We start from the raw sequence: 22,098 nt of genomic DNA, 5'->3' as shown, positions 1-22,098 counted from the left end.
GATACCGAGTGGTATCACGGGGGACGGTTGTGTACCGTAGCCCGTGCCGAACCGCATTGCCAACCCCGTGGGAAGAACCGATGACGAGCACCTCCGACCGGCGGCCGACGCGAATCGCGACCTTGCCGCCCCGCGAACGGATCCTCGACGCGGCCGAGGAGCTGTTTCTCAACGAGGGCGTCGTGCGGGTCGGGGTCCAGGCGATCGCGGACCGCGCCGGGACCACGAAGATGGCGATCTACCGGCACTTCGGCACCAAGGACGCGCTGATCGCGGAATGGCTGCGGATCGTCGTGCACGACTACTCGGCGGCGTTCGACGCGGCCGAACAGGCGCATCCGGACGACTACGCGGAGCAGATCCGCGCGGTGGGGCGCTTCATCGTCGACGGGCTGCCGGATTTTTCCCATCGCGGCTGCCCGTTCACGAACTCGGTTGCCGAGTTGCCGGATCCGGAACATCCCGCGCGGCGGTTGATCAGCGAGCACAAGACGCGTCAGTTCGGCAGGCTCCGGGCGATGTGCGAGGGGCTCGGGCTGCCCGACCCGGAGCTGGGCGCGGCGGAGCTGACGTTCGCGATGGAGGGGGCGCAGATCGCGGTGCAGAACGGCGGCGTCGAGAACGTCGGCGCGCACCTGACGAGGATCGTCGAAGGCGTGATCAGCCGGGGGGAGCGGGACTGAGGGTAGCGCGTTTTCGTTGCAGCAGAAGGCGTTCTGCTTCGTTGCCGACTAGGCGGAGGGCTTTGTCGTAGGCCTTGACGGCTTCGGCGGTCCGGCCAAGGCGGGCGAGCAGGTCTGCTCGGACGGCGTGGAAGAGGTGCCGGTTGCCGAGGTCCAGACCGTCCACAATGGTCAGAGCGGCGGCGGGGCCTTCGACCTCGGCGACCGCGACCGCGCGGTTCAAGGCGACGGTCGGCGTCGGCGCGAGGGCGAGCAACTGGTCGTAGAGGGCGAGGATCTGGACCCAGTCGGTGCCGTCGCTGTGCACGGCGTTGATCGCGGCCTGGATCTGGTACGGGCCGGGGCGGTCGAGTCGCAGGCAGTGGCGGACGAGGTCCTGGCCTTCGGCGATCAGAGTCCAGTCCCAGCGAGCGCGGTCCTGATCGGGCAGCAGCACGGGGATTCCGTCGGCGTCGAGCCGGGCCGCGCGGCGGGATTCGGTGAGCAGTTGCAGTGCAAGCAGTCCCAGCACTTCGGGCTCGTCGGGCAGCAGCGCGGCCAGGATTCGGGTCAGGCGGATCGCTTCGGACGCCAGGTCCGGCCGGGTGAGGCCGGTGCCGCTGCTGGCGGTGTGGCCCTCGGTGAAGATCAGGTAGAGCACGGCGAGGACGGCGTTGAGCCGGTCCGGGAGGTCGGCGGCGTCGGGTACGCGGTAGGGGATCCGGGCGTCGCGGATTTTGGCTTTGGCACGCACTAGCCGTTGTGCCAGCGTCGATTCCGGGACCAGGAACGCGTGCGCGATTTCGGCGGTGCTGAGGCCGCCCAGCAGGCGCAGCGTGAGGGCGACCCGGGCGGCGGTGCCGAGGGCGGGGTGGCAGCAGGTGAAGATCAGCCGCAGCCGCTCGTCGGGGACCGCGCCTTCGTCGAACGGTTCGGTCGCGTGCAGGAGCGCGGCTTGCGCGTGGCGGTCGGCGCGGGTGGATTCGCGGCGGAGGCGGTCGATGCCGCGGTTGCGGGCGGTGGTGACGAGCCAGCCCGCGGGACTCGCCGGGAGGCCTTCCGCGCGCCATTTGACGGTGGCGATCGCGCACGCCTCCTGGACGGCGTCCTCGGCGAGGTCGAGGTCGCCGAAGGTCCGGGCCAGCACGGCGACCGCGCGGCCGTGCTCGGCGCGGAAGACCCGCTCGAGCACGGCCGCCGAGATCAATGGAACTCCCGGACTTCCACCGGCAGCGTGGTGATCTCCGAGATCCGCCCCGCCCACTCCGTCGCGGCCTCCGGGCCGGGCGCGGTCACGATGGTGAAGCCGCCCAGGTGTTCCTTGCCTTCGGCGAACGGGCCGTCGGTGTACAGGACGTCGTCGCCGGAGGCCCGGACCACTTTCGCGGCGGACGCCGGGTGCAGGCCGCCCGAGAAGACCCAGACGCCTTTCGCCTTCATCTCGTCGGTCACCGCTTCCAGGCGCGCCGCGATGTCCGCCAGCACCTCGGGATCCGGGGTTCCGCCGTCGGGCTGCCAGATCCCGAGCAAGTACTGCGGCACCGTCTCCTCCTTCGTTCAGCGTTGCCGGGCCGGCCGCACGATCTCGCTGACGTCCACGTCGGCCGGCTGGTCGAGAGCGTAGGCGATGGCGTCGCCGATCGCTTTCGGTTCGAGCGCGTCCTTGCGGTAGATCCGCATGAACTCCCGCGTATCCGGGTCGCTGATCGTGTCCGCCAGCTCCGAGGTCACGACGCCGGGGGAGACCGTGGTGACGCGGATCGACGGGTCGCATTCCAGCCGCAGGCCTTCGGTGATCGCCCACGCCGCGTACTTCGTGCCGCAGTACACCGCGGCGGTCGGCGTGACGCCGTGCGCGCCGATCGACGCGACGGTGACGAAGTGGCCGCGGCGCTGGCGGGTGAAGTGCGGCAATGCGGCGGCGATGCCGTGCAGGAGGCCCCGGACGTTGACGTCGATCATCCGGTCCCATTCCTCGACCAGCCCGGCGTCGAGCCGGGACAACGGCATCACCCCGGCGTTCGCGACGAACGCGTCGATCTCGCCGTGGTCGCGCACCGCGCGGTCGACGAACTCGGCGACGTCGGCCCGGTCGGTCACGTCGAGGCGGTGTACCTCGATGCCGTCCGCGCTGGCGGCGAGGTCCGCGAGGCGGTCTTCGCGACGCGCTCCGGCGATCACGCGCCAGCCGTCCGCGGCGAGCCTGCGTGCGGTGGCTTCGCCGATTCCGCTGCTGGCACCGGTGATCAGGGCTGTCTTGCTCATTCGGATTCCTTCGGGAAGTCGGCGGACAGGGTGACGTCGCGCCAGTCGTCGAACGTCTTGCGGAGGGTGTCGAGGCGGGCGGTGGCGATGTCGTAGGCCGCTTGGCCGAGCAGCAGGCGCAGCGGCGGTTCGGCGGAGGTGACGGCGTCGATGACCGCGGTCGCGGCGCGGTCCGGGTCGCCCGGCTGCTTGCCGTAAGTGGCTAGCGTCGAGGTGCGGCGCGCGCCCGCGGTGCCGGCGTAGTCGTCGATGCGGATCGCGGACTCCCGCATGGACGGGCCCGGCCAGTTGGTGCGGAACGCGGCCGGTTCGACGATCGTGACGCCGATGCCGAGCGGTCCGACCTCGGCGGCGAGCGATTCGCTGAAGCCTTCCACGGCGAACTTGGTCGCGTGGTAGTAGCCGGTCGCGCCGAAGGCAGCCAGGCCGCCGAGCGACGAGACCGAGACGAGATGGCCGTTGCGTCGCGCTCGCATTCCCGGCAGCACAGCGCGGGTGAGCGCCATCAAGCCGAATACGTTGGCCTCGAACAGCGCGCGGATCTCGGCGTCTTCGCCTTCTTCGGCGGCGGCCAGGTAGCCGTAGCCGGCGTTGTTGACGAGGACGTCGATCTGGCCGAAGACGCGGTGTGCCTCGGCGACCGCTTCGGTGATCTGCTGCTGGTCGGTGACGTCGAGCCCGACCGCCAGCGCGCGTCCGGGATGCGCGGCGGCGAGGTCAGCGACGCGTTCGGGATCGCGGGCCGTGACGACCGCGCGCAGGCCGCGTTCGAGTACGGCGGTCGCGAGTGCGCGGCCGAGACCGGTGGAACACCCGGTGATGAACCAGACGGGCGCGTTGTTTTCAGACATGGCTCTGCCCCTGAAGGAATTCGAGAATTGCGGGATAATGCGTCAGCGGTGCGGGCGGTCGCCGGCGGCGAGACTGCCGAGCAGCCCCAGCGCGGCCTCCGACGGACTGCCCGGATCCGCTTGGTACACCACGAGCTGCTGGCCGGGAGCGCTGTTCACGGTCATCGATTCGTAGTGCAGGGTCAGCATTCCGACCTGCGGATGCCGGAACCGTTTCGATTCGTGCGTTTTCTGCCGGAGATCGTGGCGCGCCCACAACCGGCGGAAATCGGCGCTCTTGAGCGACAGTTCGCCGACCGCCTCGATCAGCAGCGGATCGTCCAGATCGGTGCCCGCCGCCGACCGCAGCCCGCCGACCGTGTTCACCGCGACCCGTTCCCAATCCGGGTAGAAGTCCCGGGCGTCGGGGTCGAGGAACACCAGCCGCAGCAGGTCGCCGCTGTGCTCGTGCCCGGCGAACAGCGCCTCGCCGAGCAGATTCGCCGCGAGCACCGTCATGCACCGTCCGAGCACGACCGCGGGCGTCCGCGGCCACGCGTCCATCAGCTGCACCAGCCGCGGACTGACGCGCTCCTTCGCGGGCCGGCGCCTCGGTCGCTTCGGCCGGGCCAGGGAATGCAGGTGGGCGAGCGCCTCGTCGTCGAGTCGCAGCGCCCGGCCGAGCGCGTCGACGACCTGCGCGGACGGCGTGCGCTCGCGACCCTGCTCAAGCCGCACGTAGTAGTCGGTGCTCACCCCGGCCAGCTGCGCGACCTCCTCCCGGCGCAGGCCGCTGACCCGGCGCCGGGTGTCGGCGAGCAGGTCCGCGTCCGCCGGGACGGTGGTGCCGCGCCGGGCCCGCAGGAACTCGCCGAGGAGGTTGCTGTCGCTCATGCGCCCAGGCTAGATCGCCGGCGCCGGCCGCGGGGCGGGCAAAGGGGGTGTGGTTCTCCCACCCTCTGCGGTACCCCGCGGCGCAGTGGTTCAAACCTTTCCGGCCGCGCTCTGCCCGCGCGCACCGCGGCCGCGGAACCGGCAGGCAGACTGTTTTGACTGGTCAGCGGCGCGAGCGGAGCCTGCTGAGAGCACCCCTCCACCGGAAAGGCGAACCCATGCGCCGCACCCCGCTGATCCTGGCCGCCGTCGCCGCCGTGTCGATGGCCGCCGCGCCCGCGCAAGCAGCCGAAACCTGGACCACGGTGTTCGAGGACACCTTCGACGGCCCCGCGGGCACTGGTCTCGACCCGCAGAACTGGCTCTACGACAAGGGAACCGGCTATCCCGGCGGCGCGGCGAACTGGGGCACCGGCGAGATCGAGACCTCGACCGACTCGACGGGCAACGTCTACCACGACGGAGCCGGGCACCTGGTCATCAAGCCGCTGCGCGACGCGAACGGCGCGTGGACGTCCGGCCGGATCGAAACCCAGCGCACCGACTTCGGCGCCCCGGCGGGCGGCCAGATGGAAATGAGCGCGACGATCCAGCAGCCCGACCCCGCGCACGGTCTCGGCTACTGGCCCGCGTTCTGGGCGATGGGCGCCGACGCCCGGCCGGTCGGCGCGACGAACTGGCCGAGCATCGGCGAGCTGGACATCATGGAGAACGTGAACGCGCTGGACAAGCACTCCAGCACATTCCACTGTGGACAGTGGGCGGGGGAGTGCCACGATCCGGACGGGATCAGCAGCGATCTGCAGGACTGCGCCGGCTGCAAGACGGGCTACCACACGTACGCGGTGGTGGTGGACCGCCGGAACGCGGCGGCGGAGGAACTGCGGTTTTCCTTGGACGGCAAGGAGACTTTCGCGGTGAAGCAGAACCAGGTCTCCGACGCCACCTGGAAGGCGGCGGTGGACCACGGGTTCTTCGCGATCTTCGACGTGGCGATCGGCGGGTCCTATCCGAACAAGGTGTGCGGGTGCACCAGCCCGGGGGCGGACATCACGCCGGGGGCGGGGATGAGCATCGACGCGTTTTCGGTGAAGGTCAGCAAGGACTGAAGCGTCGGGCGTGTTTGTGCCGGTTGGAACCGGCGCGAACACGCCCGGCAAACCGGCTCAGCCCGCGCCGGAAAGGTCCGTCGTCTCGGCCAGGCGGGTCGCCACGTCCAGCAGCGCGGCCGGGCGCGGGCCGTCCGCGCGCCAGACCACGACCGTGTGTGCGGATTCGCCCTCCAGCGGTACGAAAACCACACCGGTGCGGCGCAGGCTGTGCGCTGATCGCGCCAGCCGGGTCACGCCGACCCCGGCCGCGACCAGTCCCAGCAAGCCCTGCACGGTCGCGGTGCGCTGCACGACGTCCGGAGTGAAACCGGCCGCGGCGAAGTCGGCGTCGTACTTGCGGTGCCAGGGGTCCCATGACGCGCGCGGCGTCAGCACCCACGGCTCGTTCGCGAGGTCGGCCAGGCGCAGCGACGGGCGGTCGGCCAGTCGATGGCCGCAGGGGAGGACCGCGCAGACCTCCTCGGTCAGCAGGATGTGCGTCGCGAGATCGTCGACCAGGGGCGGGCGGGTGAAGCCAGCGTCGAAGCGACCGTCGCGGACACCGTCGACGAGTTCCGCGATCGAGACTTCCGCGGTGGTGACGGTGAGTTCCGGAAGTTGCTCCCGCACGGCGCGCACGACTGGCGGGAGCAGGTAGTTCGCTGTGCTGGCAAGGAAAGCCAGCCGCAGGGTGCCGATCTCGCCGCGGATCGCACGAGCGACCGTCGCGACCGCCGCGTCGGCGCGGGCGAGCACCGAGCGCGCTTCGGGGAGGAAGAGCTCACCGATCGAGGTGAGCCGGGTGCCGCGGGCATCGCGGTCGAAGAGTTTCGTGCCGAGCTGGCGTTCCAGCACCGAAATCTGCTGCGAGAGGGACTGCTGCGCGATGTGCAGGGCCGCTGCCGCGCGCGTGAAGCTCGTCGTCTCGGCGACGGCGACGAAGTAGCGCAGCTGCCGCAGCTCAGGAGTCACAGGCTGAGACTGTAGCCCGCCAGCGAACCGGTGTTGGCGGGACCCGGCGGGCACGGGCCACGATCGGAGGCGGAAGAACCACTGGAGGGACTGCTCAATGACCGAGGAAACCGACGGCCGCGTCTGGCTGATCACCGGGTGCTCGAGCGGCTTCGGCCGCGAACTCGCCCAGGCCGCGCTGGCCGCGGGGGACCGGGTCCTCGCGACCGCCCGCAACCCGGAAACGCTCGCCGGCCTCGTCGAATCCGGCGGGGACCGGGTGCGCGCCGCGGCGCTGGACGTCACCGACCCGGCGCAGATCGACGCCGCCGTGCAGACCGCGCTGGACGAGTTCGGCCGGATCGACGTGCTGGTCAACAACGCCGGCCACGGCACGGTCGGTGCGGTCGAGGAACTGGAGATGGCCGACCTGCGCGCGGTGCTGGAGGTGATGTTCTTCGGCGCGGTCGCGATGACGAAGGCCGTCGTCCCGCTGCTGCGGGAACAGGGGAGCGGCACGATCGTGCAGATGAGTTCGATGGGCGGGCTGCTCGCGCCGCCCGCGTTCGGGGCCTACTGTGCGGCGAAGTTCGCCCTGGAAGGCCTGTCCGAGGCGCTCGCGGCGGAGGTCGCGCCGCTCGGGGTCAAGGTGCTGATCGTGGAGCCGGGCGCGTTCCGGACGTCGTTCGGCGGCGCGGCGATGCACCGCTCCCGCAATCTCGACGCCTACGCCGAATCGACCGCGGCCACCCGCGCCGCGATCGAGGGGATGGACGGGACGCAGCCCGGCGATCCGGCGAAAGCGGCGGAGGCGATCCTGCGCGCCGTCGACGCGCCCGACGCACCGCTGCGGCTCGCGCTCGGCGGTGACGCGGTGGACGCGATTCGCGGCAAAATCGGTGCGCTGACCCGGGATCTCGACTCCTGGGAGAAGGTCAGCCGGGAGACCGCGCTGGACTGAGGTCAAGCAGGTCCGTGAAGGACTCCTTGAGGGAATCAGATTCCCGCAAGGAGTCCTTCACGGATGTCGGGACGCGGTCGAGTCACGGATAATTCGGGACGTTCACCGGCTTGGTGCCGTCCGGAGTCACGTCGCCGGTGTCGTTCACGACGTGGGTGATCGTGCCGCGGTGGTTCAGCGACACCGTGAGCAGGCTGTGCAGCTTCACCCCGCCGTTCTGCGGCACCTCGAACGCGTGATAGCTCGAGACCGCCGGGTTGGTGTCGAAGAAGCAGTAGCTGCCCAGACCCCACGCCTCGTGCGCCGTCACGTCCGGGCCGACCTTGTACGCGGCGTACCCGGCGGTGCCGGGCGCGGAATTCCACGAGGCCTGGTCCGGGACGTCGTAAGGCATTTCGTTCTGGAAGAAGATCGTCTTCCCGTTCTGGCCGTTCCACACGACCTGGAACTTCTGGTAATGCTCCACGAACAGCCCGGTCGCGGTCACGTTGTCGCCGTTGACGAGCACGCCGGTGTCGGCGGTGTTCGTGGTCCAGCCGACGGTGCCGCTGTTGCCGTGGTCGGCGCGCCACGCCCAGACGTGGTCGACGATCGTGTCGTCGCTGTTCACCACCAGGCTGTTGGCGGCCTTGCCCGCCAGATCGCCGCCCACGCGGAAGAACACGTCCTGCAGCGACGTCGGATTCGCCGCGTGGCTCGTGTGCTTGCCGCTTTCGCCGACCGTCAGCAAGGACTGCGAATTCTGGGTGCCCGCGTCGAACAGCAGGCCCTTCACCCGCACACCGTCCACATCGGACACGTGCATCGCGTCGACGCCGTTGTCCGGGATCAGCGTCGGATAACCGATGCCGAGCACTGTCGTGCCAGGGCGGGTCACGTTCAGCGTCTGGTCGAGGTGGTAGGCGCCGGGGGTGAAGAACAGGTTGCAGCCGGAGTCGAGGGAGCTGTTGATGCTCTCCGCGGTGTCCCCGGGCTTCACCACGCGGAACTGGCTCATCGGAACGGAATCGCCGGGCGTGCCGCCGTTCGCCCAGCTCGGACCGGACGCGTTCGTGCGCAGGGACGGCAGGAAGACGCGGTAGTTGCCGCCGTTGTCCACGTACAGGTACGGCACGTCGCGCGACACCGGCGTGGTGTCGAGCGTCGTTTCCGGCGGGTTCGGGAACGAGTTGGCCGGCGCGCCGGTGGTCCCGGAGAAGACCATGTTCCACACGCCGCCGTCCCAGCTGCCCAGCGCCGAATCCCGCGTGTACCACTGCTGTTGCGAGACCGACGCGGCCTGACCGGACACGCGGGTGTCGGCGACGTAGCCGCCGCTCGCGTAGCCGTAGCTGGCCGGGAACAGCTGCAGTCCGCCCTTGATGTCCATCCGGCGGAACGGTGCGGCCTGCGAGACCGCCCACCGGTCGCTGCCGCTGGAAGGCGTGACGGCCATGTTCTCCGCCGAACGCCAGAAGTTCTGCAGCGCGGAGCCCTGGTCGGACTCGTTGAAGGCGTCCACGGTGATGTCGCCGTTGATCTGGACGTCGTCCGGGTTCTGGCCGAGCCCGGCGACGGAGGTGTAGAAGCCGACGTTGTCGTGCACCGCGTAGGTGCCCGGCTTGAACAGATGCGCGACGCGGCCCGAGCCGAACTGCGCGGTCTGCGTGTCCTTCTGCGCTTCGAAGTCCTTGTCCAGCTGGGCCTGGATCGTCGAGGAGGGCATTCCCGGGTCGAAAATGTGCACGTTCGGCCCGAAGTCCGGCTGATCGGACTGGCCGGTGCAGTCCGCCTGCCCGGACGCTGGGGCCGCGGCGGCGGGGACGGCGAGCCCGGCCGCGGCGAGCAGCGCAAGCGCGACCAGTGCTGGTCCGCGGGATCGGGACGGCCGCCCGGGTGGTCGATGAGTCCGGTTCACGTGGGGACACCTCCGCTGGTAGGGAATTTGCCAACTAGTTTGTGGTCGGCCACAACAAATTAAACGCCCAGCTCGGCACCGCCGGTCACAAATCGGTCACGGTTGTCTGGACCACCAGGGCGATTCCGGCTATCGGAAACATGTTCACGTCCGGGTGACGCAGCCAGCCTCGCGCCGCGTCGTGCCCCACGATGGGCCTTGGACCTGCCGCCGTGAAGATCGGAGTCTCGGTGACCCGGACAGCAACGGACAACCCCTGGCGGCTCGGCTTGGCCGCCGTCGTGTCGGTACTGGCCATGGCGTGCGGCGTCGCGACCGCCGGGCCGGCCGCCGCCGCGGACTACTCGAAGGCCGGCGAAAACGTTGCCGGTTCACAAATTCTGCGGCACGAGGGCGTGCAAAGCGGGAGCCCCCGGTTCGACCCGGCGACCGGGCAGACCCTCGGCCACGACGTCAGCGGGCACCAGGGCGCGGTCGACTGGGGCCAGGCCGCGGGCGCGGGCGCCCGGTTCGCCTACGTCAAGGCGACCGAGGGCACCGGATTCGTGAGCCCGCAGTTCGACCAGCAGTACCACGGCGCGCACGACGCGGGCCTGATCCGCGGCGCGTACCACTTCGCCCGCCCGGACGTCTCCACCGGCGCGCAGCAAGCCGACTACTTCATCGCCCACGGCGGCGCGTGGCGCGGCGACGGCACGACGCTGCCGGGCGCGCTGGACATCGAATACAACCCGTACGGCGACGCCTGCTACGGCAAGAGCCAGGCCGACATGACCGCCTGGATCGCCGACTTCACCCGCCGGTACCTGGCGAAACAGCGCCGCAGCGCGATCATCTACACCTCGACGTCGTGGTGGAAGCTCTGCACCGGCAACGCGGGCGGGTTCGGCGACACCAACCCGCTGTGGCTCGCCCGGTACGCCCCGGAGATCGGCGAACTCCCGGCGGGCTGGGACAAGCAGAGCATCTGGCAGTTCTCGCGCACCGGCAGCCTTCCCGGCGACCAGAACTACTACAACGGCCCGATGAACCGCGTCGAGGCGCTCGCCAGGGGAGGCGGTTCGTCGGCGTGATCGCCTGAAAAGCCGTACCGGCGGGGGTCCGCTCGTAGTTGGATCACCGGGTGACCCTAGCCGTCGGACTCTTCGACCTCTTCACGTACGCGATCCCGGGCGCCCTGCACCTGGCGTTCCTGGCCTATCTCGCCGGGCGGCTGCACTGGCTCGACCTCGCCGCCGTCTCCCGCGCGCCGGGAGCGGTGCTGGTGATCGGGATCGTCGTGGCGAGCTACCTCCTCGGCTACCTGGCGTATCCGATGGGCGCGCGGGCGGCGCGATGGCTGCCGCGGCGGCGGAAGCGCAACGCGCGGGAGGAGTTCCTGCGTCGCAATCCCGCCGCCAGCGGACGCGCGTTCGTCGAAGCGGACTCGTTTCTGCTGCTTTCGGCCCTGCAGCTGCACGACGCCGACGCGGCGATGGAGGCGACGCGGCTGCGCACCGTCGGGCTGATGCTGCGCAACTCCAGCCCGCCGATGGCGTTCGGGTTCGTGGCGTCGGTGGTGGAACTGATCGCCGGGGGCCACCCGGTGTTCGCGGTGTGCGGTGCGGTGCTGTTCGCCGCCGCGTATCCGGCGCTGATCGCGCAGGGCCGGCTGATGTCGCACTGGGCGAACGTCAAGACCCTCGAACTCAGCTTCTGGGTGCCGGAGGTGGAGGAGACGCTGGCGGCGGTACAGAAGCCCGTGTGATCCGTTCGACGAGCGCGGAGTTGTTGAAGACGGTCACCCCGGCGAGGCCGTCCCGCCGGACGTCGAGCACTGCGACCTGGGAACAGTCGCCCTTGCTCTTGAACCACCTGCGGCCAGGCAGCAGTTCCAGCGTGGCGTCCGCGCGCAGCACGGTCGTCAACCCCGGAGACGTTCGCGCTCTCGAACGCCAGTGACGTACGGGTCGAGCAGCCGGGAGCTAAGGAATCGGTTCCCGGCGGTCAGCTGACGGCGGCTTCGCGCCAAGCGACGTTGGCGCCGAGCGCGGCCGTGAGCCGTGCGACGGTCTGGCGGGCGCTGTGGTCGTTGACGTGCTCGGGCAGCCAGGCGCAGGCGAGGTAGGCGCCAGCGATGTCGGCGGTGGCGCACGCGGCGGCAAGGCATTCTTCGATCCGGGCGAGGGAAGGGCCGGGGCCGGACGGGAAGCGTGCGCCGGGGAGTTCGGCACCGTCGATGACGTCGATATCGAGGTGGAGGTAGACGGGCACTGGGCCCAGGTGGTCGAGCGCGGTGGCGATGGCGGCGGGGTCGGCGGGCACGCGGCGGACGCGGCTGGCGGCGAGGGCGTCGTGTTCGGCGGGGTCGAGGTCGCGGGCGTCGGCGAGCACGACGCTGGTGTCGGGGACCGGGCGCAGGCCGAGCGGGTCGTCGAACAGGCCCGCGGTGCGGCCGGTGAGCATGGCCAGCGCCATGCCGCCGAGGTAGCCGCTGGTGGAGATCTCTGGGGTGTTGAAGTCTCCGTGGGCGTCGAGCCACAGCACGGCGAGGTCGCGGTGGCGTCGCTGCAGCGCGGCCACCGCGGCGCGGCTGGTGGGGCAGTCGCCGGAGAGCACCAGGGGCTTCGCGGTTCGGGCCACCGCGTCGGCTGTCGCCTGGTGCAGCAGGTTCATCCGGGCGGGGACAGGCTCCGCGGGCAGGACCGGCGGGACGACCTGGGTCGCGGTCGCGGGGACGGGGAAGTCCGGGAGGTGCTGGTCGAGGTGCCAGGGCGTGACGATCAGGTCCCAGGCACGGTGGTCAGCCACGGGGTTTCTCGCTTTCGTCGTGGTGGGCGAGCAGGTCGAGCAGCCGTCCCAATTCGGCGGCGCCGGCTTGCAGATGGGCGGTGATCTCGGCTCTGGCCTCGCTCCGGCTGCCGCGCAGGGCGTCCAGCAGCCGGCGGTGGTCGTCGGTGGTGCGGCCGAGTTGGCGGCGGGAGCGTTCGGCCAGTGCCAGGGCGAGGCGTTGTTCCTGCTGGAGCTGTGCGTGGAAACGGCGTAAGCGGGGACTGCCGGTGGCGGTGACGAGGGTGGCGTGAAAGAGCCGGTCGCTGTCGAGGGCGGTGGCGGTGTCGTCCTGCTCGAAGGCGTGCTCGATCCGGTCGACCAGGTCAGCCAGCTGCCGGTAGATCGCCGGATCGCGGTGCTCGGTGAGGGCGTCGGCCGCGGTGAGTTCGACGGAGGTGCGGGCGGCGTAGATGTCCGCGACGTCCGGTGCGGTGACGTCCGCGACGACAATGCCGCGGTTCATCTGATACCGGACCAGTCCTTCGCTTTCGAGGGTCCGTGCGGCCTCGCGGAGCGTGCTGCGGGAGATCCCGAGCTCGGCGGCGAGCGCGGCCTCGCGCAGCGGGGTGCCGGGCGGCAGCCGGACGGACAGGATCGCCTGCCGGACCGCTTCGGCCGCCTGCTCGGCGGTGCTGCGCCGCTGGATGCTCGCACCCAGACCGTCGATCGCCATCTGCCCCCCCAGTGCTCGCCGTGCGCACTAGATTGCCAGATTGTCCGACAATCGGGCAATACCCGACGCGCGCGAAAAAGTCCCGGCCGCAGTGCGCGGCCGGGACTCCGGAAGGAACTGTCTCAGCGACCCCTGAACCGTGCCGCCAGTGCCGCGATCGGCGACCGCCGGCCCCGCAGCGGCACCGCGCCGGAGGTGATGTCCGCCAGCAGCGTCGCCACGGTTTCCTTGGCGCACGTACGGTTCGCGCCGATTCCGCCCGACGGGCCGCGCTTGATCCAGCCCACCACGTACGCGCCGGTCCGGCCCTCGATCCGGCCTGCGGAGTTCGGGATCGTTCCGCTGGCGTCGTCGAACGGGAGCCCGGGCACCGGACGGCCGCGGTAGCCCACAGCGCGCACCACTTGACCCGCGGCGATCTCGACCGGTCCGGAAGGTCCGTCGACGCGCAGTCCGCGCACCTGCCGGTCGCCGGTGATCTCGACCGGGGCCGAGTGGAACCGCAGCACGATCCGGCGGGGGCCGTCCGCGGGAGGGGCGGTCCAGTCGACGGTTTCGCGGGCCAAGTCCTTCAGCAGCGCGGCTTTTCCGGCGCCCGCGTCGATCGCCGCGGCGGTGCGCGGGTCTTCGGTGTCGACGACGAGCGGCACGTTCGCCCGCTGCGCCAACGCGATCAGCTCGGGCGAGGTGTAAGCGGCGTCTTCCGGACCGCGTCGGGCCAGCAGCACTACCTCGCGAACCTTGCTGGAGCGCAACCGTTCCAGCGCGTGCGGGGAGATGGTCGTGCCGTCGAGCTCGTCCGGGTCGGCGGTGAGGATCCGGGCCACGTCCAGTGCGACGTTGCCGGTGCCGATCAGCACGACTCGCTCCGCGGACAGGTCGACCGCGTGCGCGGGGACGTCCGGATGGCCGTTGTACCAAGCCACGACTGTCGTCGCGGCGAGACTGCCGGGCAGTTCTTCGCCAGCGATGCCGAGGGTGCGGGCGGACGAAGCGCCGACCGCGTAGATCACCGCGTCGTGCCGTTCGGCCAGCTCGTCCACCGTCACGTGGCGGCCGACCTCGACGCCGAGCTTCAGCTTCAGCCGCGGGTGGTTGTGGAACCGGGAGAACGCCTCGCCGATCCGCTTGGTGTCCGGATGGTCCGGGGCGACGCCGAAGCGCACGAGGCCGCCCGCGACCGGCAGCCGGTCGATCAGCGTGACGTGCGCGTTGGTGTGCAGCAACAGGTCTTCCACCGCGTACATCCCGGCCGGGCCGGTGCCGACGACGGCCACGTCCGCGGGCTCGAGGTCGCTCGGGATCTCCCGGTCGAACGTCGGCGGGCCCCAGCGGTGGAAGTTCGGCGCGGGGTTCGCGGCGACCGGCGGGCGGTCGGCGAAGAAGTCCGCGTTGATCCCCGCGTAGACCTTCATCGAATCGGTCAGCAGGTCCACCGGGAAGATCGCGTCGACCGGGCACGCGTCGGCGCACGCGCCGCAGTCGATGCAGGACGCCGGGTCGACGTAGAGCATCTCGGTGGTGCCGAAGTCCGGTTCGTCCGGCGTCGGGTGGATGCAGTTGACCGGGCAGACCGACACGCACGTCGCGTCGTTGCAACAGGTCTGGGTGATCGCGAAGGCCATGTCAGATCAGATTCGCTCGCTTGTAGAACACCAGCGCCGGCTTCGTCAGCAGCCCGCACGAGCCGAGGAACTCCATCAGCCCGGCACAGCTCGACCGCATCATCGACTTGTGGTGCTCGTTGGCCTTCGCCTCGCGCAGCGCGCGCTCGGCGTCCAGCCCGGCGTTCTTGTACACGTCGCGGTTGACCATGCTGCTGACGATGAAGTACGACGCGATCGCGATCACCAGCGCGTTGAACTGGCGGCGCACGGCACCCGCGCCTTCCAGTTGCTCGCGGGTCTCCTCGCGGGCGAACTTCATGTGCCGCGACTCTTCCACGACGTGGATGTTGTTGATGGTGCGCACGAACGGGACCACGCGCTCGTCGCGCATCCAGTCGCGCTGCATCACGTCGAGAACCTCTTCGGCGACCAGGATCGCCGCGTACGCCGCTTCGCCGCCGGCGACCGCCTTGAAAACGCGGCCCAGTTCGACGGCGAGCTTGCGCGGCCGGTACGGGGGAGCGCCGAGCTTCTGCGCGCCGCGGGCGAACATGATCGAGTGGCGGCATTCGTCGGCGATCTCGGTGAGCGCCCACTGGAACGCCGGGTCGGTCGGGTCCTTGGCGTAGAAATCGCGCAGCACCATCTGCTGCAGGATCATCTCGAACCAGATCCCGGTGCTCGCGACCGACGCCGCCTCCTGGCGGGTCAGCTCCTTCTGCTGCTCCGGGGTCATCTCGGCCCAGTAGCTCGTGCCGTAGAGCGTGCTCCACTCCGGGCTGGCCCCGTGGAAGTCCTTGTCCAGCGGGGTTTCCCAGTCGACCTCGGTGGCCGGGTCGTAGGACAGGGTCGCGGAGGAGTCGAGCAGCCGCTGCGCGGTCTCGTGCCGGCCGGACTGGGCTGCTTCCGGTGCTCGCTGCACGTCTGCGCTGGTCATTCGGTCCTCCCTGAGCGACATTGGTTAGGCGTTACCGCGATTCACTGTTACCTAAGGTAACACCTATCTGGCCGTATCGCGAGAGGCGCCGGCGAACCGCGTGTCGTCCGTTTGGGCAATCGGGCCGGAAAGGGGCCGCTGACCTGGCAGGATGAGCCGCGAATGTCTTCCTGACCCCGGAGGAACAGCTGTCGTGACGCAACCGCCTTACCCCGGCGCGGAGCCGCCGCAGTACTCGCCGTTGCCGCCTGCCTACGGCGGGCAGCCCCCGTACAGCGGCCAGTTCCCGTCGCAGCCGGCTCCCGCGCCGACCGCGTGCTTCGGCGCCACCGCCATCGCCGCGGCGACGTTGTCCTCGGTGATCGGCCTGGTGGGCACGATCGGCTTCATCGTGGCGGTGGTCCGGATGATCGACAATCCGTCCTCGTCCAGGCTGCTTTCCAGCGGGATCGTGGGCGCTGCGTACCTGGCTGTCGCGGCACTGGCGGTGGCCGGCGCCATCGGGCTGTTCAAGCGTTCCCCGGCCGGCCGGATCTGCGTGCTCGTCGGAAGCGGCCTGGCGGTGCTGGACATCGTCGTCTTCATGATCGTCGGCCTCGGCTCCAGCTTCGTCCGCAAAAGCGCGCCGCCGACGCTGCAGATGACCTTCCCGAGCGGGTTCCTGTGGCTGATCGTCCCCGTGGCCGCACTGGTGCTGGCCGCGCATCGGGCGACCGGCGCGTGGCTGCTGCCGAAAACCCCGCCGACGCCGTACCACCCTGGCTGGTGAGCGGCCGCGACGAAATCCTCCGCACGCCGCGGCTTCGGTTGACCACGTGGCTGCCCGAGGACCTGGACGATCTCGCCGCACTGCACGCGGACCCGGAAGTCATGCGGCACATGACGACCGGCCCGCAGACCCGCGAGGCGACCCGGGAACGGCTGGAGCGGTTCATCGCCGAGCACCGGACGCGCGGCTGGTCGAAGTGGCGGGTCGAAGGTGCGTCGGGATTTCTCGGCCGGGCCGGGTTCGGTATCGCCCATCGCAGCGGACACCGGGAAGTCGGATATCTGCTGGCGCGGGCGGCGTGGGGCGCGGGCCTGGCCACGGAGCTGACGCAGGCGCTCCGGCGGTGGCATGAGGAGCATCCGGAGCCCGCTCTCGCCCCCGAGTTGCGGGCGTATGTGCTGCCCGGAAACGCGGCGAGTCGCCGGGTGCTGGAGAAAGCGGAATTCCGGATGGTCAGCGAGGAGGACTGTCAGCTCGTGTTCGAGTCAAGTGGTTCGTGCCGGAGGTGACCGGACGATGCTCGAAGCAAGAAAATTTCGGGACCGCTGAAAAGCGTCGTCGGTAAACCGGCCGATTGAAAATTGATTCCTTGCCCCTCATATTTGCTCTGAGCGGTGTGCGCCGTCCGACGGCGCACACCGCTACGGCAATCAGAAGTACTTGAACCATCCGAGGGTCGCCATGACAAAGGCGGTCGCCATCATGGATGCGTTAAGCCAGTGGGGATTGCGAGGCAAGGCGGTTACCTTTCTGGTGGTGCGTGAGGTGATGTCCGGAGGTGTTTGCCGCTGCGGCCGCGTCTTCGGACTGCGCCACCATGCCAGGCGAAATACATGTTGTCTAGATGTTCAGGCTACTGACTGCAGCTCGAGGGGTGTACGGAAACACTCGCGAGCAGCCATTTTTCAGCAGATTGCGGCACATGATCACACTTTAGCGTGATTATCTCGCAGAGTGTATCGGGTGTGATCCCCGGAACGGGTTGCGCCCGTTTTGTGAGCTACTTTCGCGTAAAGTTAATGCGGGCGGCGGGGTCCGCCGCGAGTGCGTCAGCGTCGCGGGCGGCGGGAACGAACGTGTGCGCGCCGTTGATATCGGCGAGATGGCGGGATATGCGAACTGTCGCGGCGTGTTCTTCCTTGCCTTCGAGAAGGCCGGCCGCGATTGTCCATGCGTCGCATGCCTTACCGGATTCGCCCTCGGCGTGGTAAATCTTTCCGAGTATTTCCAGTGCCAATGCGTGTTTGACTGGATTATGCGTCTTGTACGCGAGGGCGATCGCCTCGCGGGCATGCTGGATCGCTTCGTCCGGGTTCTCTTGTTCGTGTCGCAAGCGCGCGATCAAGAGCAGGACGCGCAAGCGCGCGTCGGCGTCGTGTGAGCGGGCGAGCAGCGTCCGGGCTTGGTCCGCGTGCTGTTGGGCCGCGGGGTGGTCGTCGCGGAGGCAGGCCAGATCGGCCAGTTCGACGTGCGCGGCGATCTGCCCGGGAAGGTCGCCCACCTGTTCTCGCAGCCGGAGAGCGCGTTCGAAATGCCCCTGTGCGGCCACGCGGTCGTGCATGGCGCGAAGCGTTTCGCCGAGCTGGTGGGCGATGCCTGCTTCCAGTCCCGGATCGTCCAGTTCGGACGCGAGGCGGTCGCAGCGCACGAGGAGGTCGAGCGCGGTGCTGAGCCGCTGGGTCTCGTGCTCCAGGCGGGCGACGTTGAGCTGGACCACGACGCGGAAGGCGGGGTTGTCGGATTCGCTGATGATGTCCAGCGCGCGGTACACGTGGTCGTGCTCGCCCATCAGCATGAGGGTGTGTCCGAGATCGTTCAAAGTGCCCGCCTCTGCCTCGCGCTCGCCGCAGCGGGCGGCCGCGGCCGCGGCGATCTCCAGCCCGGCTCGGATAGCCGGGTAGCGCCCGTGCCGATCCCAGACGAAAAGCGTGGTGTGCGGCAGGGGCCAGGCATGGTCGTCCAGCCCGTGCTGGGTCGCATAGCGGAGGACTGAGGCGAGCGTCTCTGCCTCCCTCAGGCACCACTGCTCGGCTTCGTCGGCCGTGGCGTAGGTGAGCGGTTCGCACCCGGGCGCGACAGGCGGGAGCGGGGGGCCCGGGCGATGAGGGAAGACGAGCTCATGGGCGCGGGCCGCCGAATGCAGGTAGAAGCTGGCTATCCGGTGCCGTGCCGCACGGTGGTCCTGACCAGCGCACAGATGGGCGGCGTAGGCGTGGACGAGGTCGTGCAAGTGGAATCTGTCGATTTCCTCGCGTTGTTCGAGGAGGTGAGCGCTGTGGAGCGCGTCGAGATTGCGCCTCGTGGCGGCGACTGGCTCGCCGGTGCACGCGGCCGCCGCGTGCACGCCGATATCGGTGCCGGGGTGCAGTCCGAGCGCGCGGAAGGTGCGCTGAGCGCTGGGGGAGAGCGCTTCGTAGGAGCAGGCGAACGCGGCGGCCAGGCCGGCGGGAGGGGTATCGGCCTCGTGTTCCAGGAACAACAGTTCATCGTGGTCGCGCAGTTGGGTCGCCAATCCCCGCAGGGGCACGCCGGTCCGGCTCGCCGCGTGTTCGGCGATCAGGGCGAGCGCGAGCGGAAGGCCGCCGCAGCGGCGGGCCAGGTCGCGGACCGGGCCAGGCTCGTATTTGGCGCGGTCCCCGATGCGGGCTGACAGCAAAGCGGTGGCGGCGGGCAGCGGCAGCGGGTGGAGGGCCAGCGTCGCGAAGTGATACCGCGTGCTGGCCTTGCGCAGGCTGTTTCGGCTGGTGATCAGGACGACGCAGCTGGCGAACAGGTTCAGCAGCGGCTCGATCTGATCGGAATTGGCCGCGTTGTCCAGAATGACCAGGGCGGGTCGCTCGGCGAGCAGGGCGCGCAGCTGCTCGGTCCGGTTGCCGGTGCTGAACCGCTGGTCGGCGGACGGATCGAGCGCGGCGAGGAAGCGGTCGACCACCTCGGCGGGCGTCTGGGGGATGCCTGGTGCGAATCCGCGAAGATCAGTGAACAGCGTGCCGCACGGGAAGCGCTGGGCCGAGCGGTGAGCCCAGCGGACGGCGACGGTCGTCTTCCCGATCCCGGGCGGCCCGGTCAACAGGACCGCTGCGGGGGAGGGATCAGCCGCGGTGGTGCCGGTGATGGCGTCCAGGCGTCCGATCAGCGCGTCGCGGCCGATCAGGTTGGGGACGTCACGCGGCAGCTGGCGCGGCACGCGGGAGTGGCTGCTCGGTGGTGTGCCGGCGGAATGGGCGGTCGAGCGGGGTGCTGGCGCGGCGAGCGTGTCGTAGTGGCGTTTGAGCGCGTCCGCGGATTCGTCGTCGCCTTCGCGAAGCAGGCGCTGTCGCGTCGACACATAGTGCAGGTATGCGTCATCGCGGCGGCCTAGCCGGGTCATCAAGGTCAGTCGCCGCTGAGTGCCGCTCAGGGTGAAGCCGTGCTCGCGGTGAAGATCGTTGAGACGTCGCAACGCCATGTCGAACTGGCCGAGTTCGAGGTAGCTGTCGACGAGGAGATCATTGGCTGGCAGCCATTCGTCGGCGAGTACGGCACGCCGCCAGTTGTCGGCCCACGGGGAGTGCACGTCGGCGAGCGGAAGATCATTCCACAGCGCGATGGCCTGTTCGATGCAGGCGCACACTTTTTCATGATCGTTCTGCCGGGCGTGGCGGTGGGAATCGCTGATCGTTTCCCGTAGCCGGTAGTAGTCGATGAGGTTTTTGTCGGCGTGCAACTGGTAGCCGCCGTCGACGGTTTCCAGTCGGGCAGCGATGCCGGCGGCCTGCAGCGCGGCGCGGATCCGGGTGGTGTAGGTGTGCAGCGTGGACGCGGGATTCCGCGGCCGTCGCTCTTCCGGCCAGGCGCGTTCGGTGAGGGTCGAGGCGGGAATTCGCTGGCCCGCGTGCGCGAGGAGGACAGCCAGGACCGCACGTGCTTGCGGCCGTTCCCAATGCACGCTCATCCGGCCGTGCATTCGTAACGCGGTTTGCCCGAGAAATCCCATGACGACGGGTCGGTTCATGGCGCATCCCTCCCCAGGTGCCGCCTTCGCGGCGGCCCGCGCTCCCGTGCACGCAGTTTTCCACCTCAATACCTGTTTCGCCAATCGGTGTCGCTTCTGGCAAATATCTGTCACCTTCTCGCGGTGGCTGAAAGAGGATTTCCCCCTGCGCTGAAAGCGTCGTGAATGAAGCGCTGTCGACGATTTCCGTATTGGCCTCGGCCAGTCGAGCAGAACAGGAGGCGAGCCAGCGATGGGAATGCGGATTTCGGCGGCGCGGGAGGGAGCCCGATGAGCGGGAGTGCGTGGACGAGGGCTCCGGGGAACGCGGCGGCGGAGCGATGGGTGACCCGGGCGGGGTGCCGCACCGTCCTGGTTGTGGTGCCGCACATGACCGCGGGGACGCGACTGGTGGAAGTGCTTCCCCTGCTGCGTGCCGATCACCGGGTGCAGGTCCTGTTCACCGTCCCCGCGCTGGAGGACCGCTGGGACGGAACAGAGGAGTACGTCCGGGCCTGGGGCGGGCTGCTGCTGCCGTGGCACCAGGTGTTGCGGACGCGCTTCGACCTGGCGATGGCGGCGAGCTACCTCGAAATCGACAAGATCGCGGCTCCGGTCGTCGTGATGCCGCACGGCGTGAGCGGCCCCCGGTTCCGCCGGAGTCCGCTGCCGGCAGAGCGCGCGGCTCAGCCGTCTCTGGCCCATCCGCGGTATCGGCTGGTCCGGGACGGGCGAGTCGTTCCCGCGACAGTGCTGACGGCGCACGAACAGGACGCCCGCTGGCTGCGTCGCGAGTGCCCCGAGGCCGCTGACCGCGTTGTGGTGGCGGGCGACCTGTGCTTCGACCAGCTGCGAGCGAGCCTTTCCCTGCGCGACCGATATCGCGCCGCGCTCGACGTCCGGAGCGGGCGGAAACTGGTCCTCGTCAGCTCGACCTGGTCCAGGCATTCGCTGTTCGGCAGCAACCCGCACCTGCTCGACCAGCTGACGGCACAGTTGCCGGCGAGGGACTACCAGGTCGTCGCGGCGCTGCACCCGCTGACGTGGTCGATACACGGTTCGTGGCAGATCCGCGCGTGGCTGGCCAAGGCGCTCGACGCCGGGCTGCGGCTGCTGCCGCCTGACGACGGCTGGCGGGCCGCGTTGGTGGCCGCGGATTACGTGATCGGCGATCACGGGTCGATCACCCAGTACGCTGCGGCCCTCGGCACGCCTGTGTTGCTGAACCCCGGCTCGGCTGAGGATGTGCGCGCGGGCAGCCTTGCCGCGTCGGTGTGGCGCCTTGCGCCGAAGCTGCGTCCGGACCTGCTTGTCGACGTGCAGTTGCGCGCGCTCGCGGCTGGACGGCCGGAAGACTGGGTCGGCGACATCGCGGCACGGATCACCTCACTGCCCGGCCGCGCGGGCGCGCTCTTGCGGCGGGAGATGTACCGGGTGCTCGGTATTCCAGAACCGCCGCACGAGGTGCAGGTGTCTCCGGTACCTTTGCCTCGCCGCGTCGCCGTTGAGGGATTCGTCGGGGGACCGCCATGACACAGTGGCGAACGGTCAGTACCGCACCCGGTGTGTGGGACGTGTCGTGGGTTGACTCCGTCGGCGGGCGCGACCACGTGCTTGTCGCCAGCGTGGAATCCGCGCCGACGTCGTGGCTGAACCGCTCGGACGTCGTCTTCGCGTCGGAACGCACGTCGAGGGCGTTGGCCTGGGCTGCGGTGGACGAGATACTGGCGCGGCTGCCGGGCTGCACCGCTGCGGTGGCGGTCGCGCGAGCGGGAGA

Annotated in this window: 20 protein-coding genes; 8 read left to right on the top strand and 12 right to left on the bottom strand. The window is 69.8% G+C overall.

The window, feature by feature from the left end:
- Positions 1-80 precede the first annotated feature (80 nt).
- The gene (locus H4281_RS41215; RefSeq protein ID WP_182896278.1) at positions 81-683 is read left to right on the top strand and encodes a TetR/AcrR family transcriptional regulator; all 603 of its coding nucleotides are present in this window, start codon (positions 81-83) and stop codon (positions 681-683) included.
- Here the strand turns inward: H4281_RS41215 and H4281_RS41210 are convergent.
- From H4281_RS41210 to H4281_RS41190, 5 genes are read right to left on the bottom strand one after another with little or no spacing between them, the layout of a single operon-like run.
- Entirely contained in the window at positions 661-1,869 is a 1,209-nt protein-coding gene (locus H4281_RS41210; RefSeq protein ID WP_182896277.1) for an RNA polymerase sigma factor, read from the bottom strand. The genes H4281_RS41215 and H4281_RS41210 overlap by 23 nt on opposite strands.
- Entirely contained in the window at positions 1,866-2,204 is a 339-nt protein-coding gene (locus H4281_RS41205; protein WP_182896276.1) for a YciI family protein, read from the bottom strand. The genes H4281_RS41210 and H4281_RS41205 overlap by 4 nt, the downstream gene beginning before the upstream one ends.
- Before the next feature lie 15 nt (positions 2,205-2,219).
- Positions 2,220-2,927 carry an SDR family oxidoreductase gene (locus H4281_RS41200; protein ID WP_182896275.1) on the bottom strand — a complete coding sequence of 236 codons (708 nt, stop codon included), beginning with the start codon at positions 2,925-2,927 and terminating at the stop codon, positions 2,220-2,222.
- On the bottom strand, positions 2,924-3,778 hold the full coding sequence (locus H4281_RS41195) for an oxidoreductase (RefSeq protein ID WP_182896274.1): 855 nt from the start codon (positions 3,776-3,778) through the stop codon (positions 2,924-2,926). The genes H4281_RS41200 and H4281_RS41195 overlap by 4 nt, the downstream gene beginning before the upstream one ends.
- Positions 3,779-3,820: 42 nt before the next feature.
- Positions 3,821-4,651, bottom strand: a complete 831-nt coding sequence (locus H4281_RS41190; RefSeq protein ID WP_182896273.1) for a helix-turn-helix transcriptional regulator — start codon at positions 4,649-4,651, stop codon at positions 3,821-3,823.
- 218 nt (positions 4,652-4,869) lie between these two features.
- Between H4281_RS41190 and H4281_RS41185 the strand changes: the two genes are divergently transcribed.
- Complete coding sequence (locus tag H4281_RS41185) at positions 4,870-5,760, top strand: glycoside hydrolase family 16 protein (RefSeq protein ID WP_182896272.1); 891 nt, start codon at positions 4,870-4,872, stop codon at positions 5,758-5,760.
- Between the two features lie 57 nt (positions 5,761-5,817).
- Here the strand turns inward: H4281_RS41185 and H4281_RS41180 are convergent, their stop codons facing one another.
- Positions 5,818-6,714, bottom strand: a complete 897-nt coding sequence (locus H4281_RS41180; RefSeq protein WP_182896271.1) for a LysR family transcriptional regulator — start codon at positions 6,712-6,714, stop codon at positions 5,818-5,820.
- 97 nt (positions 6,715-6,811) lie between these two features.
- Here H4281_RS41180 and H4281_RS41175 point away from each other — a divergent pair, with 97 nt between their 5' ends.
- A complete protein-coding gene (locus tag H4281_RS41175; protein ID WP_182896270.1) occupies positions 6,812-7,654 on the top strand; it encodes an oxidoreductase in 843 nt (280 codons plus the stop codon).
- A gap of 82 nt (positions 7,655-7,736) precedes the next feature.
- Here H4281_RS41175 and H4281_RS41170 read toward each other — a convergent pair whose 3' ends face one another.
- Positions 7,737-9,551 (bottom strand): pectate lyase-like domain-containing protein, encoded by a 1,815-nt coding sequence (locus tag H4281_RS41170; protein ID WP_182896269.1) that lies wholly within the window; start codon positions 9,549-9,551, stop codon positions 7,737-7,739.
- A 296-nt stretch (positions 9,552-9,847) separates the two neighbouring features.
- On the opposite strand from H4281_RS41170, the gene H4281_RS41165 reads away from it, so the two are divergent.
- Complete coding sequence (locus H4281_RS41165; protein ID WP_220508617.1) at positions 9,848-10,624, top strand: lysozyme; 777 nt, start codon at positions 9,848-9,850, stop codon at positions 10,622-10,624.
- A gap of 50 nt (positions 10,625-10,674) precedes the next feature.
- The gene (locus tag H4281_RS41160) at positions 10,675-11,298 is read left to right on the top strand and encodes a hypothetical protein (RefSeq protein WP_182896267.1); all 624 of its coding nucleotides are present in this window, start codon (positions 10,675-10,677) and stop codon (positions 11,296-11,298) included.
- Positions 11,299-11,537: 239 nt separating this feature from the next.
- Here H4281_RS41160 and H4281_RS41155 read toward each other — a convergent pair whose 3' ends face one another.
- The 4 genes from H4281_RS41155 to H4281_RS41140 all read right to left on the bottom strand — a co-directional run bounded on the left by H4281_RS41155 (position 11,538) and on the right by H4281_RS41140 (position 15,579).
- Positions 11,538-12,341: an arginase family protein gene (locus tag H4281_RS41155; protein WP_182896266.1), complete on the bottom strand. Its 804-nt coding sequence runs from the start codon at positions 12,339-12,341 to the stop codon at positions 11,538-11,540.
- Complete coding sequence (locus H4281_RS41150; RefSeq protein WP_182896265.1) at positions 12,334-13,035, bottom strand: GntR family transcriptional regulator; 702 nt, start codon at positions 13,033-13,035, stop codon at positions 12,334-12,336. The genes H4281_RS41155 and H4281_RS41150 overlap by 8 nt, the downstream gene beginning before the upstream one ends.
- 122 nt (positions 13,036-13,157) lie before the next feature.
- Positions 13,158-14,660 carry an FAD-dependent oxidoreductase gene (locus H4281_RS41145; protein ID WP_182896264.1) on the bottom strand — a complete coding sequence of 501 codons (1,503 nt, stop codon included), beginning with the start codon at positions 14,658-14,660 and terminating at the stop codon, positions 13,158-13,160.
- A 1-nt stretch (position 14,661) separates the two neighbouring features.
- A complete protein-coding gene (locus H4281_RS41140) occupies positions 14,662-15,579 on the bottom strand; it encodes an AurF N-oxygenase family protein (RefSeq protein ID WP_182896263.1) in 918 nt (305 codons plus the stop codon).
- A gap of 193 nt (positions 15,580-15,772) precedes the next feature.
- On the opposite strand from H4281_RS41140, the gene H4281_RS41135 reads away from it, so the two are divergent.
- On the top strand, positions 15,773-16,348 hold the full coding sequence (locus H4281_RS41135; protein WP_182896262.1) for a hypothetical protein: 576 nt from the start codon (positions 15,773-15,775) through the stop codon (positions 16,346-16,348).
- On the top strand, positions 16,345-16,857 hold the full coding sequence (locus H4281_RS41130) for a GNAT family N-acetyltransferase (RefSeq protein ID WP_237599613.1): 513 nt from the start codon (positions 16,345-16,347) through the stop codon (positions 16,855-16,857). The genes H4281_RS41135 and H4281_RS41130 overlap by 4 nt, the downstream gene beginning before the upstream one ends.
- Before the next feature lie 491 nt (positions 16,858-17,348).
- On the opposite strand, the gene H4281_RS41125 is transcribed toward H4281_RS41130, so the two are convergent.
- Positions 17,349-20,765 (bottom strand): AfsR/SARP family transcriptional regulator, encoded by a 3,417-nt coding sequence (locus H4281_RS41125; protein WP_312872281.1) that lies wholly within the window; start codon positions 20,763-20,765, stop codon positions 17,349-17,351.
- Here H4281_RS41125 and H4281_RS41120 point away from each other — a divergent pair.
- Positions 20,733-21,854, top strand: coding sequence for a glycosyltransferase family protein (locus tag H4281_RS41120; RefSeq protein ID WP_312872280.1), 1,122 nt, complete (start codon positions 20,733-20,735; stop codon positions 21,852-21,854). The two genes, H4281_RS41125 and H4281_RS41120, sit on opposite strands and share 33 nt — an antisense overlap.
- Positions 21,855-22,098: the final 244 nt, after the last annotated feature.

This window comes from Amycolatopsis dendrobii (assembly GCF_014145675.1).
Lineage (GTDB): Bacteria > Actinomycetota > Actinomycetes > Mycobacteriales > Pseudonocardiaceae > Amycolatopsis > Amycolatopsis dendrobii.
The sequence above is the reverse complement of the archived record's forward strand: the minus strand, read 5'-3'. Positions and strand labels throughout refer to the sequence as shown.

Bases quoted from the DNA above. Each gene is read 5' to 3' on its own strand.
- H4281_RS41215 (WP_182896278.1), top strand. From the start codon at position 81: ATGACGAGCACCTCCGACCGGCGGCCGACGCGAATCGCGACCTTGCCG.
- H4281_RS41200 (WP_182896275.1), bottom strand. From the start codon at position 2,927: ATGAGCAAGACAGCCCTGATCACCGGTGCCAGCAGCGGAATCGGCGAA.
- H4281_RS41195 (WP_182896274.1), bottom strand. From the start codon at position 3,778: ATGTCTGAAAACAACGCGCCCGTCTGGTTCATCACCGGGTGTTCCACC.
- H4281_RS41190 (WP_182896273.1), bottom strand. From the start codon at position 4,651: ATGAGCGACAGCAACCTCCTCGGCGAGTTCCTGCGGGCCCGGCGCGGC.
- H4281_RS41185 (WP_182896272.1), top strand. From the start codon at position 4,870: ATGCGCCGCACCCCGCTGATCCTGGCCGCCGTCGCCGCCGTGTCGATG.
- H4281_RS41175 (WP_182896270.1), top strand. From the start codon at position 6,812: ATGACCGAGGAAACCGACGGCCGCGTCTGGCTGATCACCGGGTGCTCG.
- H4281_RS41165 (WP_220508617.1), top strand. From the start codon at position 9,848: ATGGCGTGCGGCGTCGCGACCGCCGGGCCGGCCGCCGCCGCGGACTAC.
- H4281_RS41150 (WP_182896265.1), bottom strand. From the start codon at position 13,035: ATGGCGATCGACGGTCTGGGTGCGAGCATCCAGCGGCGCAGCACCGCC.
- H4281_RS41145 (WP_182896264.1), bottom strand. From the start codon at position 14,660: ATGGCCTTCGCGATCACCCAGACCTGTTGCAACGACGCGACGTGCGTG.
- H4281_RS41140 (WP_182896263.1), bottom strand. From the start codon at position 15,579: ATGACCAGCGCAGACGTGCAGCGAGCACCGGAAGCAGCCCAGTCCGGC.